The sequence below is a fragment of the Chelativorans intermedius genome (genome assembly GCF_025398255.1).
GTDB lineage: Bacteria > Pseudomonadota > Alphaproteobacteria > Rhizobiales > Rhizobiaceae > Chelativorans > Chelativorans intermedius.
On record NZ_JAODNW010000020.1, the window covers coordinates 90,346 to 106,864 of the forward strand.

Genomic DNA, 16,519 nt, shown 5'->3' on the forward strand with positions numbered 1-16,519 from the left:
CACGCGACAACATCTCCATCCTCAAGCAGCCGTGCAAAATCCGAAGGCCGTTCCGGCCAACGGTGGAAGCAGCTATCTCCCAAAGGGAGCGCGCTTCATCGTTTGGTGTCTTATGGCTGCGTCTCTCTGCATTTAAACCCTGCCCCAGCGGGAAAAATACAGACCACCCCTTTTTCTCGCACCATAACACCATTCAATCCCCCCCTTTATGCCCCTAACGGCAAAGCTACTCGGGATCGAATGGAGATGCAACGCCCGGTGGCCGAAGCCACCGGGCAAAGCATGGACCGCCTTAGAAGTTGCGGTCGAAGCGGAGGAAGCCGCTGAACTGGCCGTCAGCGAAGCTGTCGCCGTCATTGTAGTTGACAGCAAGCTTCGTGTTGAAGTTCTCGACCAGCTTGTAGTCGATCACACCACCCAGCGCCCAGTCATCGGCACCCGGAAGCGTGGCGTGACGGTCAGCGAAGTACTGACCGCCGAAGCCGACGGTGAGCTTCGGTGTGGCGACATACTTCAGATAGCCACCGACGGACCACTCATAACCACCGCGCGTAACCGAGTAGGCGCTGCTTCCCGACTCGTAGGTCACGAGACCTTCGATGGTGAGCTGCTCGGTGGCATTGATCTTGGCGATCGCCTTGGCGGCCCACTCCTCGGCCGTGGCGTCATAGGCCACCCAGCCGTTCACGCCGCCCCAGCCCTGGGACACGCCGATGTTGCCGACCACATTCGGCGTGTAGTCGACATTCCAGTCTTCCTCTTCGAGCGCCACGGTGACGAAGACGCCATTGGCGGCATCGAAGGTGTAGCGGATGAAGTGGGTGGAGGAACCACCACCGGAGTCGAATTCGCCCGACAGGCCGGCGTCATACAGCGTGTCGCTGTAACCCATGGACAGGCCGCCCAGCGAGATGATCGCCTGCTGCAGGTACACACCGCGCGTAATCGACGCGCCGAAGCTGTCGAGAATGCCAGAGTCGTCGGCGTCGGGATCAAAGCCGCCGAAGCCCGAATAGGAGTCAGCACGGAACTCGATGAAGCCGCCGAGCGTGCCGTACTCGGTCTCCGAGCGGGCATCGATCGTCAGGTCACCGCGAGCCAGCTTCCTCCAGCCGTCGTCGTCCTCATTCCACTGAATCTCGTAGCGGACATAGCCGCCGATCTTGAGGCAGGTTTCGGTGCCCGGGATGTAGAAGAAGCCGGCGCCATAGACGTCGCAGACGCGGACATATTCCATCGGCTCCGGTTCCGGAACGAAGATGGGGTCGGCCGCCTGGGCGCCCGTCGCAGCGACGGTTGCCGCCGCCGAGCCGATGAGAAGGCTCTTGATGTTCATTTTCTGACCTCCAGTCTGAATCTCGACCGAGGGCCTCAATGAATTGATTTTTATATATTTTTCTGGAAAGCGCCAAGATAGATGGAAAGTTTCAGCGCATGGGAGACCGCTCAGTCACAGCCTGGATGCGCGGCGTTTCTGCATATTGGGGGGCAGGCATGCGGAAAATGGCGGAGGGGATGGGCCTGACATCCAACCTTCTCCACTTAAGGCACTGATTTCAATATGTTTTATTTGGACGGTGCGACCCTTGTGCAGACGCCGCCAAGCACATCCACTTAGCCGGGCTATCCCGCAGTTACACCGAACAGCATACCCACTCCCGCGGTCGCGGCCATGGCCAGCGCGCCCCAGAAGGTCACGCGAACGGCTCCCGTCACAATGCCTGCACCGCCGGCGGATGCGCCGAGGCCGCCCAACACCGACAGCGCGACCAGCGTCGTCACCGCGACGGTGAGCGTGATCTGAGCCGGAGGCGACAGCGCCGCAATGATGAGCGGGATGACCGCTCCGACGGCGAATGTCGCCGCTGACACCAGTGCCGCCTGGATCGGGTGGGCGGTGACGGTTTCCGAGATGCCAAGCTCGTCACGCGCATGGGCGCCAAGAGCATCTTTCGCTGTCAGCTGGACCGCAACCTGTCGGGCGAGCCCTTGGTCCAGCCCGCGTGCGACGTAGATCCCGGTCAACTCGTCGAGCTCAGCCTCAGGTGTGTCTTTGAGCTCGCGCGTCTCGCGTGCGATGTCGGCCTTCTCGGCGTCGGTTTGCGAACTGACGGAGACGTACTCCCCAGCCGCCATCGACATCGCGCCGGCAACAAGTCCCGCCAGGCCAGCCACCAGTATCTCCGGACGCTGGGATCCTGCGGCGGCGACGCCTACCACCAGACTGGCGGTGGAGACGAGGCCGTCGTTCGCCCCAAGGACGGCGGCGCGCAGCCAGCCGATCCTGTGGACCATATGGATTTCGGAGTGCGACAGCCTGCTCATCAAGGAACCCCCACCATCCGTCATTCTTGCCACAGGTCTTGGCGATGTGAAGTCATTTGCTGCCATGTAAAATGATCGGAGGTCGTCCATAAGGACAGCCACCTCATTTATTTCATCGTCCAAGCGACTTGCTTGGAGATGCGTTGCCACGATCCTGCGCCGTTCGCTGCCGTGATCAGCTGGGCAATACTCTTTTCGCCAAACCACTCGTAGTGACGCTGGGGTGATCTTCTTGACCGACAATGGACATTTCGGTGTCAAGTACCTATCTTCCAGCTTATGATCTCGCGTGTCATCACCATGATTGCTGTCCTTGCGTTCGCCGTCATGTCGGCGGCGACGACCGCGCACGCTGTCCGCATGGGCGTCGCCATCGATCAGCCCATGGCCGAGATGGCGATGACCGGTACTGAGCATGGTGCGCACTGCGAAGGGAACAAACACTGCGGATCGGCTGATGCTCGAATGTGCGCCTTCGTCTGCGCGGGCCTTTCGGTCATGGTGCCGGTGGAACTCGGTGATATCGGCCCTGCGCACCTCGTGGACAAACATGCCACCGTGGTCGGGACCAACGGCCAAGGTATGGCGCCGGGACTGAACGAACGCCCTCCCAAGCTCCGTCTTCTCTGATTGCGCCCGGGTGGACGCCCGCGGCGTCCCCATCGGCATTCAGAACGGGACAGGATGTCCCGAGGAGACGACCATGCATACCCTTTCACGACGCGGCTTTCTGGCCGCAGGTGCGGCGGCGCTTGCCTCCGTTCACCTTCCGCGCGCTGCCCTTGCGCAGGGGGCGGTGCCTCTCGCACTTTCCGCCGCAACCCGGACATTCGATATCGATGGCCGCGCGGCCACCGTTTTCGGCCTTGCCGGTCCCGGCGGTCAGGGCCTTGTCCTCGACCCCGGCCAGAGGTTCCGGGTCGACCTGACCAACACGCTCGACGTTGATACGATCATCCACTGGCACGGCCAGATACCGCCCAACGTGCAGGACGGCGTGCCGGACATGCCTATGCCACTGCTCGCACCGGGAGAGACCAGGTCCTACGATTTCGAACCCCGGCCTGGCACGCACTGGATGCACAGCCATGTGCCGATCCAGGAGATGCAGCTTCTTGCCGCGCCGCTGATCGTGCGGACACAGGACGATCTCACCGCCGATCGGCAGGAGGTCGTGCTGCTCCTGCATGACTTCTCGTTCAAGTCGCCGGAGGACGTTCTCGCCGAGATCACGGGCGGACAGGCCGCCACCGGACATGGAGGTGGCCACGGTGCCGGACACGGCATGGGTGCGATGCCAGGGATGGGTCAGAGCGAAATGGGCGACATGCCGATGAACGGCATGATGGGCATGGCCGGCATGGGCATGGACCTGAACGACTACGACTTTGACGCCTATCTTGCCAACGACCGAACACTCTCGGACCCTGAGGTGGTTCAGGTCGAGCGCGGCGGGCGCATCCGGCTGCGGGTCATCAACGCCGCCGCGGCGACGGTGTTCTGGATTGATACCGGCGCGGCCTCGGCGAGACTCATTGCGGTGGACGGCCACGCGGTGCAACCCGTGCCCGGCACGCGTTTCGGGCTGGCGATGGGCCAGCGTCTCGATCTTGAGGTCGATCTTCCCAGCGAGGGCGGGGCCTGGCCGATCCTCGCGCTGCGGGAAGGCGCGCGGGAGCGTACCGGGCTGATCCTGGCCACGCGCGGCGCCGAGGTTCGACGCCTTGATACTGTGGCGGAATCCGAAGCGCCTGCATTCGACACCGATCTGGCGCAGGAACAGAGTCTGGTCGCACGGGATGCGCTGGCCGACCGGCCGGTGAACCGCAGCCAGATGCTGATGCTTGCGGGCTCGATGCAGCCCTATGTGTGGACCATCAATGGTGCGACCTGGGGCAGCCATCAGCCGGTCGTGGCGCGCTCTGGCGAACGCGTGAAGCTCACGTTCCACAACATGTCGATGATGGGCCATCCTATGCATCTGCACGGGCATGCGTTCCAGGTCGTCGGTCTGAACGGCCTCCGCGTCGCCGGTGCGCTGCGAGACACGGTCTATGTCCCGCCGATGTCGATGGTCACGGTCGCCCTTGATGCGGGCGAGGCCGCGCGCTGGATGCTCCACTGCCATCACATGCCGCACCTTGCTTCGGGAATGATGACCGAGTTCGCGGTTACGGCGTCAGTCTGACCCGGCACGGGGTGCTCTCCTGGGCACCCCGACATACCGGCACCTGCGATGTGCCGTCCTGTCCTGCCTCATGTCATCGCCAAGGCCGGGCGAAAGGCGCATCATGCAGCAGAATTGAAGGAGGCCTGATGATGAACTGGAACGATATGGGCGACGGCATGGGGTTTGGAATGGGATTTGGATGGATCGCCTGGATCCTGATCCTTGTCCTCGTGGTTTTGGCGATAGCAGCGCTGGTGAAATATCTTCGGAAATAGGGAAAAGGACTTGGAGATGACTTACACGATCAATCGCAGTTTCTCCGGCACGAGTATCGACGACATTGACGCGCGCGCTCGTAAATCGCTGGCGGACCATGGCTTCGGCGTACTGACCGAAATCGACGTCAAGGCGACAATGAAGAAGAAGCTCAATGTCGAGATGCCGGCCTATCGCATTCTCGGCGCCTGCAACCCGAAGATGGCGCAGCAGGCGATCGGGATCGAGCCTCGGGTGGGTGCGATGCTGCCCTGCAACGTCATCCTTCGCGAAGTTGAGGGTGGCGTGGAGGTCAGCGCCATCGACCCGGTGGCGTCGATGCAGGCGATCGAGAACGCCGAGCTGACGGCCGTGGCGGGCGAGGTGCGCGACCTCCTGGCGAAAGCCGTCGAGGCGATCTGAGATGAGCCTGCGCGCCGCCATCCTCACGGGCCTTGCGATCCTCGGGATCGGACTGCTCGCTGTGTGGCAGTTCGCGCCTTCGGTATTCGCCGAGGCGCGCAGCCTTCTGGACGTCGAGCGTCTGGAAATGCTGGTGGCGCGCGCCGGTCTCTGGGGGCCGGTCCTGATCGTCACGCTTATGACCCTTGCGGTCGTGGCCAGCCCCATCCCGAGCGCGCCGATCGCACTGGCGGCCGGAGCGGCCTACGGACATCTCTGGGGGACCGTGCAGGTCGTCATCGGCGCCGAGCTCGGGGCGCTGATCGCCTTCGGTCTCGCACGGGTTCTGGGGCATGATGTCTTGCGGCGGGTGTTCGGTGATCGCGTCGATGCCGGGCTTCTCGGCTCGCAGACCGCGTTGACGGCGACGGTTTTTGCCAGCCGCCTGATGCCCTTCGTGTCCTTCGACATGATCAGCTACGCGGCCGGACTGAGCCGATTGCACGCCTGGCGTTTCGCCTTCGCAACATTGGCGGGGATCATCCCGGCAAGCTTCCTGCTGGCACATTTCGGCGGTGAGGCGGTTAGCGGAGACCTCGGGCGCGCGACATGGGCGGTGCTCGGACTCGGGCTTGTGACGGGGCTGCCGCTGCTCTGGGTGGCGCTGCGGCAAAAGCCTGAAAAGGAAAATCCATGACGAAAAGCGATTACGAGAAGAACAGCATTACCCTGCCGGGCGCAGTGGCCATGGGAACCGGCGTGATGATCGGCGCGGGCATCTTCGCGCTGACCGGACAGATCGCCGAACTTGCCGGACCGCTCTTCCCGCTCTCGTTCGTCGTCGGCGCCATCGTGACCGCGTTCAGCGCCTACACCTACATCAAGATGTCGAACGCGTATCCGTCAGCGGGCGGAATCGGGATGATCCTGAAGAAGGCGTACGGCCCGACGACGGTCGCGGCGGGTGCTGCACTCCTGATGGCTCTGTCGATGGTGATCAACGAAAGCCTCGTCGCGCGCACATTCGGCACCTACACGCTGCGGGCGTTCGGCGGCGATCCGGATAGCGTGCTAGTGCCAATCCTCGGCGTCGGGCTGATCGTCTTCGCCTGGCTCGTGAACGTATCGGGCAACCGGTCGGTCGGGCTTTTGTCCATCGTCATGGCCGTTCTCAAGGTGGGCGGCATCGCGCTGTTCGGGGCAGCCGGCCTCTGGGCGAGCGGCATCTCGTTCGAGGCGACAGGTGGAGACATGGGCGCCACCGGGTTTGTGGCCTCGGTTGCGCTGTCGATCCTGGCCTTCAAGGGCTTCACGACCATCACCAACAGCGGCGCAGAGGTCACCGACCCGCACCGCAATGTGGGCCGGGCCATCATCTGGTCGATTGCCATCTGCGTCGTCGTCTATCTGCTGGTGGCCTTCGCGGTCGGCTCCAGCCTGCCGCTCGACCGTATCGTGGCGGCGAAGGACTACGCGTTGGCCGAAGCGGCCCAGCCCTCCCTCGGTCAGACCGGCTTCTACCTGACGGTGGCGCTGGCGCTGGTGGCCACGGCGTCAGGTCTGATCGCCAGCGTGTTCGCAGTCTCGCGGATGCTGGCGATGCTGACCGACATGAAAATGATCCCGCACAGCCATTTCGGGATGCCGGGCACGATCAAGGACCACACACTCGTCTACACGGTCGTGATCGCGGGCTTTCTAACGGTCTTCTTCGACCTCAGCCGGATCGCGTCTCTCGGGGCCTTCTTCTATCTGGTGATGGACATCATCATCCACTGGGGCGTGTTCCGGCATCTGCGCGAGGAGATCGGCGCGCAGGGCTGGGTGCTGCTGACGGCCATCGCGCTAGACGCGGCGGTGCTGGCCGCCTTCGCCGCGATGAAGTGGCAGTCCGACCCCCTCATTGTCGTTCTGGGCGCGACCGGCATGGCGCTGGTGTTCCTGTTTGTCGGGATCTTCCTCGCACGCAATCCCGCCCCGGAAGACGCTCACGACCATCCCTAAAAAGAGCTTGAGCTTCCAACGGCTGGAGGCCGCAAGCTGAAACAAGAGATCGAGAGGCTGGCAGACCATGGAGCATGATCATCATCACGCGGCACCCGACATTCCGGCGGGGACAGAGACGGCGAAGGACCCGGTGTGCGGGATGACGGTCACGGTAAAGCCCGACGGGCGGCACGCCGAGTTCCAGAACGAAACCTTCCATTTCTGCTCGGAGAAGTGCCGGACCAAGTTCAAGGCGGATCCGTGGTTCTATGCCTCGGGTCGCGCCGCCGGGCAGAAGAAGGCCGCACCGGCCAACGTCCGGTACACCTGCCCGATGCATCCCGAGATCGTCCGCGACGCGCCCGGGGCCTGCCCCATCTGCGGCATGGCGCTGGAGCCGATGGTGCCTTCGGATGAGCCCAGCGAGGAGCTGACCGACTTCACGCGCCGGATGTGGATCTCGGCGGCGGCTGCGGTGCCGCTCATCATCCTGACGATGGGCGAGCTGGTTGCGCTGCCGGTGCGCGACTGGATCGGGCATCAGGTCGCAAGCTATCTGGAATTCGTGCTGGCGACGCCGATCGTGCTTTGGGCGGCCTTGCCGTTCTTTCGGCGCGGTTGGGACTCGATCGCAAACCGCAGCCCCAACATGTGGACGCTGATCAGTCTCGGCGTGGGAGCAGCCTACCTCTATTCGATCGTCGCCACTTTTCTGCCGGGCGTTTTCCCCGAACAATACCGGATGGGCCACGGCGTTGGCACCTATTTCGAGGCGGCCGTGGTGATCGTCGCGCTGGTCTTCGTCGGCCAAGTCCTGGAGCTGCGGGCGCGCGAACGCACCGGAGATGCGATCCGCGCGCTGTTGGACCTCGCACCCAAGACCGCCCGTCGCATCCTGCCGGACGGGTCGGAATATGACGCCCCGCTGGAAAACATCATGGAGGGCGACCGGCTCCGGGTACGACCGGGCGACGCGGTCCCGGTCGACGGCACGGTGATCGAGGGCCGCTCGTCGCTGGATGAAAGCATGTTGACCGGCGAGTCGATGCCGGTGGAGAAAGGTCCGGGCGATGGGGTGACCGGGGCCACGATCAACAAGAACGGCAGCCTCGTGATCGAGGCGGGCAAGGTCGGCTCGGACACGGTGCTGGCGCAGATCGTCGCCATGGTGTCGAACGCGCGGCGGTCTCGCGCGCCGATCCAGGGGCTGGCGGACCGGGTCTCTGCGGTGTTCGTGCCGACGGTTGTTGCCATCGCCATCTTCGCCTTCATCGTCTGGATGATCTTCGGGCCCGAACCCGCGCTGGTCTTCGCCATCGCCTCGGCCGTGTCGGTGCTGATCATCGCCTGCCCCTGCGCGCTCGGGCTGGCGACACCGATCTCGATCACCACGGCGGCGGGACGCGGCGCGCAGGCGGGTGTGCTGATCAAGGACGCGGAGGCGCTGGAGCGCATGGCGGCGGTCGATACGCTGATCGTGGACAAGACCGGCACGCTGACCATGGGCAAGCCGAAGCTGACGGATACGGTGGCGCTGGGGGATTTGGCCGAGGCGGATCTGCTGTCGTTGGCCGCTGCGCTGGAACGCGGTTCGGAGCATCCTCTGGCCGAAGCGATCGTGGAAGGGGCCGAAGCGGCAGGCGCCGCGCGGCAGGAGGCCACCGAGTTCGAGGCCGTCACCGGCAAGGGTGTGCGGGGACAGATCGGCGGACGCGCCGTCGCGCTCGGCAATGCAGCGATGATGCAGGAAATGGGCTTGAACACGGGCGCGGCCGAGGCACAGGCCGACGCCCTGCGCGCTGAGGGCAAGACGGCGATGTTCATCGCGGTCGACGGGGCGCTGGCGGGCATCGTGGCCGTGGCTGACCCGATCAAGGACTCGACTGCACGGGCCATCAAGGAACTGCATACCCAAGGGCTGCGCGTCATCATGGCGACGGGCGACAACGAACGCACGGCGCAGGCTGTGGCGGGCAAGCTCGGCATCGACGAGGTGCGCGCGGGAGTGCTGCCCGAGGCCAAGAAGGACCTGATCGACCAGTTGCGCCGTGACGGTCACAAGATCGCCATGGCGGGCGATGGCGTGAACGACGCACCCGCACTGGCCGCGGCAGACGTCGGCATCGCCATGGGCACCGGTGCCGACGTGGCGATGGAAAGCGCAGGGATCACCCTGCTAGGCGGTGATCTCATGGGCATCGTGCGGGCGCGCAAACTGGCCCGCGCTACCTTGCGCAACATTAAGCAGAACCTGTTCTTCGCCTTCGCCTACAACACGCTTGGCGTGCCGATCGCCGCGGGGTTGCTCTACCCTGTCACCGGACTTCTGCTCTCGCCGATGATCGCCGCAGCGGCCATGAGCCTGTCATCAGTGTCGGTCATCACGAACGCGCTGCGGCTGCGTCGGGTCGATCTGTGAGGGAACGACCATGGCTGAAGAACCGAACCGCTGGGAAGACGTCTATCAGAGCAAGGACGAGGCCGAGACGAGCTGGTACGAGGATCGTCCGCAGGTCTCGCTCGACCTGATCGCGGCGACTGGGGCAACCATCGATGCCGCCATCGTCGATGTTGGCGCGGGGGCGTCGCGGCTGGTGGATTGCCTGCTGGAACAGGGCTTCCGCAGGATCACCGTGCTCGACCTGTCGGACACCGCGCTGGCAAAGGCCCGCGCCCGACTGTCTGACGATGTGCCCGTCGATTGGGTCATGGCCAACGTCCTCGACTGGCAACCGTCAGTGCACTTCGATGTCTGGCATGACCGGGCTGCGTTCCATTTCCTGACCGACGCGCCCGACCAGGACGCCTATCTGAGGGTCATGGACCAGAGTCTTGTCCCGGGTGGCCATGCCATCATCGGCACGTTTGCGCCGGATGGCCCGGAAAAATGCAGCGGCCTACCGGTCGCCCGCTACGACGCGACCCTTCTCGCGGAGCGGCTGGGCCCAGGCTACCGGCTGATCCAGTCCTTGATGCACGATCACGTGACGCCTTGGGGCAGCGTGCAGCGGTTCCATTTCGGCCTGTTCAGAAAGATCTTATCCATCTGACCAGCTCTTTGCCCGACCTGCCAGAGCCGGATCTTCAGGCCAGCTTCGACCATTGCGGATGCAGATCGTCGACAATGGCGGGATGGGCGTGCCCCCGAGCGTGCTTCCCCTCGCGCAAATGCGGATGATCGGGCGGCAGATTTTCATGGCGATGCGGGACCGGTTCTTCTTCCGCCGCAGGCCAGACGGCCAAGGCCAGCGCGACCGAAGCGGCAGCGATCAGTGCCAACACGGCGAATGTCGGCCCCATGCCCATGCGCGCGCCGAGCCAGCCCGCCAATGGGTAGGTGATCAGCCAGCATCCATGCGACAATGCGAACTGCGCGGCAAACACCGCCGGGCGATCTTCGGACAAGGCTGAGCGCCGCAAGAGGCGCCCTGAGGGTGTCTGCACGACCGAATAGCCGAGGCCCAGAAGGACCCACAGCGCCATCAACGCTGAAAGCCCGGCCGGTATGAGAAATGGCCCGGCGATCAGCCCCGCCGCCAGCACCGCAGCCCCCGCCAGCATCACTGGACGGTCGGGCACGCGGTCGAGCAGGCGCGGCAGGGTCAGCGCCGCCAGCATCGACCCGCCCCCGAAGGCCGCCAGCGCCAGGGCGACCTGCGACTGCCCAAGGCCCAGACCGGTCTGCACGATCACCACCGTATTCACGATCACCATGGCACCGGCCGCAGCAACGGCAAGATTCAGCGCCAGCAGCCCCCGCAGCCGCGGCGTCGCCAGGTAGAGACGGATACCTCGCGTGGTGCGGTCCCAGATCCCGCGCGGGACTCCCGGCCTCGGGCTGGGAAGCATTACCGAGGCGACCAGCGCCGCCGAGGCAACGAAGCCAACGACCGTGCCCCCGAACAGCGCGGGGAAACTCACCAACGTAAGCAAGGCCGCCGCCAGCATTGGCGAGATCAGGTTCTCCAGGTCATAGGCCAGCCGCGACAGCGACAACGCCCGGGTATAGTCTTTCTCGTCGGGCAGAATGTCGGGGATGGTGGCCTGGAACGTCGGCGTGAACCCGGCCGACGCCGCCTGCAACAGAAAGATCAGCACATAGACCTGCCAGACCTCGGTCACGAAGGGCAAGGCGAGCGCGACCCCTGCGCGGATCAGATCCAGAGAGACCAGCATTCTGCGGCGCGGCAGCCGATCGGCAAAGGCTGCTGCGATCGGAGCCAGCCCGACATAGGCTACCATCTTGATCGCCAGAGCGGTGCCCAGAACCACCCCCGCGTCCGCCCCAGCCAGATCATACGCCAGCAGGCCGAGGGCCACCGTCGCAAGTCCGGTGCCGAGGAGCGCGATGACCTGCGCCGCGAACAGGTGGCGATAGGCGCGGTTGGCGAGCAATCGCAGCATGAGGTGAACCTTTCAGGCGGCACGCGGCGCAAGCAGGATGATCCCGGCGCCGAGTAGACAAAGGACCGTACCGGTCAGGTCCCAGGTATCGGGCCGCTGGCCCTCGACCGCCCAGAGCCAGACCAGAGAGGCCGCGATATAGACCCCGCCATAAGCCGCAAAGGCGCGACCAGCGAAGTCAGACGGGGCGAGCGTCAACGCCCATGCAAAGGCCGCAAGAGAGACGAGGCCAGGCAGTAGCCACAGCGCCGAGGCCCCGAGCCGCATCCATGCCCAGACGGCGAAGCAACCGGCGATCTCGGCAAGCGCCGCTGCGGCGTAGACCGCCAATGTCGGGATCGCGGTCATGTGGCCGCCCCCGAACCGGTCTGGGCACGATGGTCGTCGGCGCAAAGCGCATGGTCGCTCAGCACCTCGATCACCCTGCAATTCGCGATCGTGCCTTGGGCGCATTGCGTGATCATTCGTTCCAGTTCGGCCTTCAGAGCTGTCAGCCGAGCAATCCGGGCCTTCACTGCTGCGAGCTGCTCGGTCGCGATGATGTCCGCAGCGGCGCAGGACTGGTCGGGCCTGTCGGAGAGGCTGAGCAGGTCGCGGATCGCCTCGAGCGGAAATCCGAGATCGCGCGCGTGGCGGATGAAAGCCAGTCGGTCGAGCGCCTTTGCTCCGTAGAGCCGCTGGTTCCCGGCGCTGCGCTCGGGTTCCGGCAGAAGCCCGATCTGCTCGTAATAGCGAATGGTCGGAACCTTGACGCCCGCCGCTTCGCCCAGTTTTCCGATGGTCAGCATCGAATACCTCTTGAAGCTATAGTTGCTAGAGACATTAGGTTATCGACTCGATGGAGACAATCGCCACGTTTGGCGGGACGGGAAAGCACGATGACGACACGCAACGCGACAAGCTGTGAATGGACGGTCACCGGCATGGACTGCGGATCCTGCGCCGGCAAGATCAGGGGCGCGCTCGAGCGCCTGCCGGGGGTCGCCGATGTCGACGTGGCGCTGATGACCGAGCGGCTTCGCCTTACGCTGGACGAGGATCAGACATCCCGCGATCACGTCGAGACCGCGGTGAAGAAGCTGGGGTTCGGCATCGCGCCGAAAGGTGGTGCCGCCCCGCGGAAGGGCTTCGTTCTGCCCGATGGCGCCTTTTCTGCAGGCGCCACCGGCGACGCCGCGCCTGCACCCCACACTGCGCAAGACACCCCGGCTCCTGCAGAAGGGCGGGCTGCACGCGACCTGTCTTGGTATCAGACCGGCAAGGGCCGTCTGGTGATCGGCACCGGCGCCCTGCTGGTCGCCGCCTGGGCTGTCAAGCTTCTGGCCTCGGGCGGGATCGCGAACTGGGCCTTCATCCTGGCGACGCTGATCGGTGTCGCACCGATTGCCCTTCGCGCCATCAACGCGGCACGCGCGGGCATGCCCTTCACCATCGAGATGCTGATGACCATCGCGGCCACCGGCGCGCTGGTCATCGGCGCCGCCGAGGAAGCGGCGCTGGTGGTCTTCCTGTTCGCGGTGGGCGAAGTGCTGGAAGGGGTCGCGGCGGACAAGGCCCGCGACGGGATCAGAGGTCTGGCCCGGCTGGTTCCCAAGACGGCCCTTCTGGAGGTCTCTGGCAAGACGCGCGAGGTGCCCGCTGAAAACCTGAAGATCGGTCAGACGGTTCTGGTGCGGCCGGGCGACCGGGTGCCTGCCGATGGCGAGGTCATCGAGGGCGTCTCGGGCGTCGACGAAAGCCCGGTCACGGGCGAAAGCGTGCCTAACCTGAAGGAACCCGGCCAGCCGGTGTTTGCAGGCTCCATCAACACCGAAGCTGCCTTGCGCGTGCGCGTGACGAAGGCGGCAGAGGACAATACGATTGCCCGCATCATCCGTCTGGTCGAGGAAGCGGAATCCGCCCGCGCCCCGACAGAGCGGTTCATCGACCGGTTCAGTCGCATCTACATGCCCGCAGTGGTGGGCCTCGCCCTCCTGGTGGCAATCGTGCCGCCGCTGACATTCGCCCAAGCCTGGGACACGTGGGTGTACCGCGCGCTGGCGCTTTTACTGATCGGCTGTCCCTGCGCACTGGTCATCTCGGTTCCGGCCTCCATCGCCTCGGCATTGTCCGCGGGAGCACGGCGCGGGCTTTTGATGAAGGGCGGCGCGGTGATCGAAGCCGCGGCCCGAACCACGCAGGTAGCCTTCGACAAGACCGGCACGCTGACCCTTGGGCGCCCCAGGATCACCGACATCGTGCCGATCAGCGGATCGCAGGCCGAGGTTTTGTCACTCGCCGCAGGGATCGAGGCGGGCTCCAGCCATCCCCTAGCCGAGGCGATCCTCTCCCGCGCCGAGGCCGACGGTGTCGCGACCCTACCCGCATCCGGCGCCCGCGCACTACCCGGCAAGGGCGCCGAAGCGATGGTCGGCGACGGCCTTGCATGGGTCGGCTCACCGCGCTTTGCCGAGGCAGCGGGTGTGTTCGACGATGCCGCGCGCCAGACCGCAGCGACGCTTGAGGACGAGGGCAAGACCGTCGTGGCGGTCTTCCGGCCGGATCGACTGGTCGGGCTTCTTGCGCTGCGGGACGAGCCGCGCCCGGACGCAGGCGACGCGGTCCGCCAGCTGAAGGCGCTCGGCATTGGCGCGGTGATGCTGACCGGCGACAACGCGCGCACCGCCGCTGCGATTTCGCAGGCCCTCGGCATGGATCACCGCGCCGAGTTGATGCCGGAAGACAAGGTCGCCGCCATCCGCGAGATGACGGCGGGCGCCCGCGTGATGATGGTGGGCGACGGGATCAACGACGCCCCCGCGCTGGCCACGGCCCATGTCGGCGTCGCCATGGGCTCGGGCACCGATGTGGCGCTCGAGACCGCCGACGCGGCGCTGCTGCGCAACCGGGTGACAGATGTGGCAGGCACGATCCGGCTCTCCCGCGCGGCCATGGCGAACATCCGCCAGAACGTGGCGATCGCGCTCGGCCTCAAGGGGGTGTTCCTTGTCACGACCGTGTTGGGCGTGACCGGGCTCTGGCTCGCGATCCTCGCCGATACCGGAGCCACGGTTCTCGTCACGCTGAATGCCCTGCGTCTGCTGGCCTACAATCCCGAGAAGGAGGCCTGAGATGATCTCGCCGCTCGGGTGGAGCGCGCTCGCGGTCCTCTGCCTGTTCCGGGCCTCGGAAAAGGCATGGATGCGCCCGAAGGAGCATGTGCTGGCCGCCACCATCGGCCCACTTTGCCTGATCTATCGGGCGCAAGTGCCGCGTGGGATCGGATGGATGAAAGTGATAGATGAACAGGGATTGTTGCAACCGATGTCCCGCGGTCCGACGACTTACTTCGCGGGCCACGCTGGAAGAATGGAGGAAACTCGATGCATTTTATAGTCTCCCGACGCCGCTTGATGCTTGGCGCTTGTGCGGCTTCGGTCGCAACCGCGCTGCCCGTGGCGGCGCAAAGCAGACCGGCGATTCACGTCCTCAAGGACCCAAATTGCGGATGTTGCGAGGCTTGGGTCGAGGTACTGCAGTCCGAAGGGTTCGATGTGACGGTCGAGGCGAGCATGGGAACGCTGCTTGCCCGATACAAGCTCGAAAACGGGATCCCGCAAGAGATGATCTCCTGCCATACTGGCAGGATCGAGGGCTACATGATCGAGGGTCATGTGCCTGTTGCCGACATTCGTCGTCTTCTCGAAGAACGCCCTGACGCCGTCGGACTTGCCGTGCCTGGGATGCCTTACGGCTCTCCGGGCATGGGGCTGGAAAGCGAGCGCGAAGCCTATGAAGTGTTCCTGATCCGACGCGACGGTTCGACCGAAGTCTATGCCAGGTATTCGGCTGCCTGACGCCTGAGCCGGAACGTCACATCTGGTGAGGGACGAATAAGCGCATGGCTCCTCCCGCCGCTCAGCCGATTTTGCAGCCCCAGAAGGACGTGTGGTCGGCGGCGAAGTAGCCGTCCGCGACCCGGAAATACCCCTGCAGCTCGACGGTATCGCCCACAGTGAGCGGCACCATGGTCTGCAGCCAGATCGCGGTGGCGAGCGAGACGTGGGTGGCGGAGATTTCGCCGAGGGAGCCGCGGATTTCCGTCGTGCCGTTCAGCACCAGCCGCCCGCGCATGCGGGCCGTGGCGCTGGCGTTGATCTTGTAGAGCAGCGTCGCGCCGAAGAGGTAGGTGCCGTCCACCGGGGCCACAAAATGGTTGTTCGCGGCGTCGAACGCGCCCTGATCGTTGTAGTCGGTGTTGTTGAGGCCGATCTTCGTCCAGGCCCCGACGCCCACGTAGTTGTCGTAGTTGGTCCAGGCCTTGAACCTCGGCAGGCGGGGCTGGTCGACGACGCCGGTGGCGTTGTCCACGCTGAGGCCATCGAAGAAGGTGCTGCCGTCGGCGGAGACCGAGAGGCGGAAGCGGTCCGACCCGAAGAGCCCGACCAGCGCCTTGGTAACGAAGCCGGTCTGCAGCGTGAGGCCAAGATCGTCGCCCGCGGCCTCCTTGTTCATGGTGTAGAACAGATCGCCGGTGCCGCCCTCGGCAACCGTCTTCGCGGTCCAGAGCGCCGCGTTCAGCTTGGCCGAGAACGGGTTCGACGCATCCGCTGTCGTGCCGATGCCCAGGAGCGCCATGTTCTGCAGAGCGTCCGGGGTCGTGCCAACCCAGCTTGCGCCATCGTAGACAAGCAGCAGACCCTCGTCCTCGACCCAAGCCCGCCAGCCGGTCCGGGGCGGCAGACGCAGCCAGGCGCCGTCCGTCCAGAGCGCCACGTTCAGGTCCCAGCCCGCCCAGTCGCCCGTCGCGCCCGAGCCGACGATGTAGCGGTCGCCATCGGCGGGCGAACCAGGCGGCGCGGTCAGGTCCCGGTCGAGCACCGAGAGCTGGACGAGCCCGTCGAGGATCCGCAGCGCCTCGTTGTGGGTGACGTGCTTCTGGGCCTGCGCCGCCAGGATGTAGGGCAGCAGAAGATGGGTCGTGGCGTCGGACATGAG

17 protein-coding genes are annotated in these 16,519 nt (G+C 65.1%); 11 read left to right on the forward strand and 6 right to left on the reverse strand.

The window, feature by feature from the left end; translation table 11 throughout:
* Positions 1-292 precede the first annotated feature (292 nt).
* Positions 293-1,336, reverse strand: coding sequence for a porin (locus NYR58_RS14995; protein ID WP_261521841.1), 1,044 nt, complete (start codon positions 1,334-1,336; stop codon positions 293-295).
* 287 nt (positions 1,337-1,623) lie between these two features.
* Positions 1,624-2,325 (reverse strand): VIT1/CCC1 transporter family protein, encoded by a 702-nt coding sequence (locus NYR58_RS15000; protein ID WP_261521842.1) that lies wholly within the window; start codon positions 2,323-2,325, stop codon positions 1,624-1,626.
* Positions 2,326-2,625: 300 nt separating this feature from the next.
* On the opposite strand from NYR58_RS15000, the gene NYR58_RS15005 reads away from it, so the two are divergent.
* From NYR58_RS15005 to NYR58_RS15040, 8 genes are all read left to right on the forward strand, one after another.
* The gene (locus tag NYR58_RS15005) at positions 2,626-2,955 is read left to right on the forward strand and encodes a hypothetical protein (RefSeq protein ID WP_261521847.1); all 330 of its coding nucleotides are present in this window, start codon (positions 2,626-2,628) and stop codon (positions 2,953-2,955) included.
* Positions 2,956-3,028: 73 nt separating this feature from the next.
* Positions 3,029-4,513, forward strand: a complete 1,485-nt coding sequence (locus tag NYR58_RS15010; RefSeq protein ID WP_261521851.1) for a multicopper oxidase family protein — start codon at positions 3,029-3,031, stop codon at positions 4,511-4,513.
* Between the two features lie 131 nt (positions 4,514-4,644).
* Entirely contained in the window at positions 4,645-4,770 is a 126-nt protein-coding gene (locus NYR58_RS15015; RefSeq protein ID WP_261521856.1) for a hypothetical protein, read from the forward strand.
* A 16-nt stretch (positions 4,771-4,786) separates the two neighbouring features.
* The gene (locus tag NYR58_RS15020; RefSeq protein WP_261521858.1) at positions 4,787-5,173 is read left to right on the forward strand and encodes a DUF302 domain-containing protein; all 387 of its coding nucleotides are present in this window, start codon (positions 4,787-4,789) and stop codon (positions 5,171-5,173) included.
* 1 nt (position 5,174) lies between these two features.
* Positions 5,175-5,849, forward strand: a complete 675-nt coding sequence (locus tag NYR58_RS15025) for a TVP38/TMEM64 family protein (RefSeq protein WP_261521862.1) — start codon at positions 5,175-5,177, stop codon at positions 5,847-5,849.
* A complete protein-coding gene (locus NYR58_RS15030) occupies positions 5,846-7,156 on the forward strand; it encodes an APC family permease (protein ID WP_261521863.1) in 1,311 nt (436 codons plus the stop codon). Before NYR58_RS15025 ends, NYR58_RS15030 begins: the two co-directional genes overlap by 4 nt.
* Positions 7,157-7,223: 67 nt before the next feature.
* Positions 7,224-9,557, forward strand: a complete 2,334-nt coding sequence (locus NYR58_RS15035; protein ID WP_261521864.1) for a heavy metal translocating P-type ATPase — start codon at positions 7,224-7,226, stop codon at positions 9,555-9,557.
* Between the two features lie 10 nt (positions 9,558-9,567).
* Complete coding sequence (locus tag NYR58_RS15040; RefSeq protein WP_261521866.1) at positions 9,568-10,188, forward strand: class I SAM-dependent methyltransferase; 621 nt, start codon at positions 9,568-9,570, stop codon at positions 10,186-10,188.
* A gap of 34 nt (positions 10,189-10,222) precedes the next feature.
* Here the strand turns inward: NYR58_RS15040 and NYR58_RS15045 are convergent, their stop codons facing one another.
* The 3 genes from NYR58_RS15045 to NYR58_RS15055 are packed head-to-tail and all read right to left on the reverse strand — an operon-like array spanning position 10,223 to position 12,330.
* Positions 10,223-11,542, reverse strand: a complete 1,320-nt coding sequence (locus NYR58_RS15045; RefSeq protein WP_261521868.1) for an MFS transporter — start codon at positions 11,540-11,542, stop codon at positions 10,223-10,225.
* Between the two features lie 12 nt (positions 11,543-11,554).
* On the reverse strand, positions 11,555-11,881 hold the full coding sequence (locus NYR58_RS15050) for a YnfA family protein (RefSeq protein WP_378074692.1): 327 nt from the start codon (positions 11,879-11,881) through the stop codon (positions 11,555-11,557).
* A 5-nt stretch (positions 11,882-11,886) separates the two neighbouring features.
* Positions 11,887-12,330: a MerR family transcriptional regulator gene (locus NYR58_RS15055; RefSeq protein ID WP_261521875.1), complete on the reverse strand. Its 444-nt coding sequence runs from the start codon at positions 12,328-12,330 to the stop codon at positions 11,887-11,889.
* Positions 12,331-12,420: 90 nt separating this feature from the next.
* Here NYR58_RS15055 and NYR58_RS15060 point away from each other — a divergent pair, with 90 nt between their 5' ends.
* The 3 genes from NYR58_RS15060 to NYR58_RS15070 are packed head-to-tail and all read left to right on the forward strand — an operon-like array spanning position 12,421 to position 15,378.
* A complete protein-coding gene (locus NYR58_RS15060) occupies positions 12,421-14,652 on the forward strand; it encodes a heavy metal translocating P-type ATPase (protein ID WP_261521880.1) in 2,232 nt (743 codons plus the stop codon).
* A gap of 1 nt (position 14,653) precedes the next feature.
* Positions 14,654-14,917, forward strand: coding sequence for a hypothetical protein (locus NYR58_RS15065; protein ID WP_261521885.1), 264 nt, complete (start codon positions 14,654-14,656; stop codon positions 14,915-14,917).
* Positions 14,905-15,378, forward strand: coding sequence for a DUF411 domain-containing protein (locus NYR58_RS15070; RefSeq protein ID WP_261521887.1), 474 nt, complete (start codon positions 14,905-14,907; stop codon positions 15,376-15,378). The genes NYR58_RS15065 and NYR58_RS15070 overlap by 13 nt, the downstream gene beginning before the upstream one ends.
* A 61-nt stretch (positions 15,379-15,439) precedes the next feature.
* Here the strand turns inward: NYR58_RS15070 and NYR58_RS15075 are convergent, their stop codons facing one another.
* A complete protein-coding gene (locus NYR58_RS15075) occupies positions 15,440-16,516 on the reverse strand; it encodes a DUF2793 domain-containing protein (RefSeq protein ID WP_261521891.1) in 1,077 nt (358 codons plus the stop codon).
* Positions 16,517-16,519: the final 3 nt, after the last annotated feature.

Coding starts and splice junctions, on each gene's coding strand:
- NYR58_RS14995 (WP_261521841.1), bottom strand. CDS start 1,336: ATGAACATCAAGAGCCTTCTCATCGGCTCGGCGGCGGCAACCGTCGCT.
- NYR58_RS15000 (WP_261521842.1), bottom strand. CDS start 2,325: ATGAGCAGGCTGTCGCACTCCGAAATCCATATGGTCCACAGGATCGGC.
- NYR58_RS15005 (WP_261521847.1), top strand. CDS start 2,626: ATGATTGCTGTCCTTGCGTTCGCCGTCATGTCGGCGGCGACGACCGCG.
- NYR58_RS15010 (WP_261521851.1), top strand. CDS start 3,029: ATGCATACCCTTTCACGACGCGGCTTTCTGGCCGCAGGTGCGGCGGCG.
- NYR58_RS15015 (WP_261521856.1), top strand. CDS start 4,645: ATGAACTGGAACGATATGGGCGACGGCATGGGGTTTGGAATGGGATTT.
- NYR58_RS15020 (WP_261521858.1), top strand. CDS start 4,787: ATGACTTACACGATCAATCGCAGTTTCTCCGGCACGAGTATCGACGAC.
- NYR58_RS15025 (WP_261521862.1), top strand. CDS start 5,175: ATGAGCCTGCGCGCCGCCATCCTCACGGGCCTTGCGATCCTCGGGATC.
- NYR58_RS15030 (WP_261521863.1), top strand. CDS start 5,846: ATGACGAAAAGCGATTACGAGAAGAACAGCATTACCCTGCCGGGCGCA.
- NYR58_RS15035 (WP_261521864.1), top strand. CDS start 7,224: ATGGAGCATGATCATCATCACGCGGCACCCGACATTCCGGCGGGGACA.
- NYR58_RS15040 (WP_261521866.1), top strand. CDS start 9,568: ATGGCTGAAGAACCGAACCGCTGGGAAGACGTCTATCAGAGCAAGGAC.
- NYR58_RS15045 (WP_261521868.1), bottom strand. CDS start 11,542: ATGCTGCGATTGCTCGCCAACCGCGCCTATCGCCACCTGTTCGCGGCG.
- NYR58_RS15055 (WP_261521875.1), bottom strand. CDS start 12,330: ATGCTGACCATCGGAAAACTGGGCGAAGCGGCGGGCGTCAAGGTTCCG.
- NYR58_RS15060 (WP_261521880.1), top strand. CDS start 12,421: ATGACGACACGCAACGCGACAAGCTGTGAATGGACGGTCACCGGCATG.
- NYR58_RS15065 (WP_261521885.1), top strand. CDS start 14,654: ATGATCTCGCCGCTCGGGTGGAGCGCGCTCGCGGTCCTCTGCCTGTTC.
- NYR58_RS15070 (WP_261521887.1), top strand. CDS start 14,905: ATGCATTTTATAGTCTCCCGACGCCGCTTGATGCTTGGCGCTTGTGCG.
- NYR58_RS15075 (WP_261521891.1), bottom strand. CDS start 16,516: ATGTCCGACGCCACGACCCATCTTCTGCTGCCCTACATCCTGGCGGCG.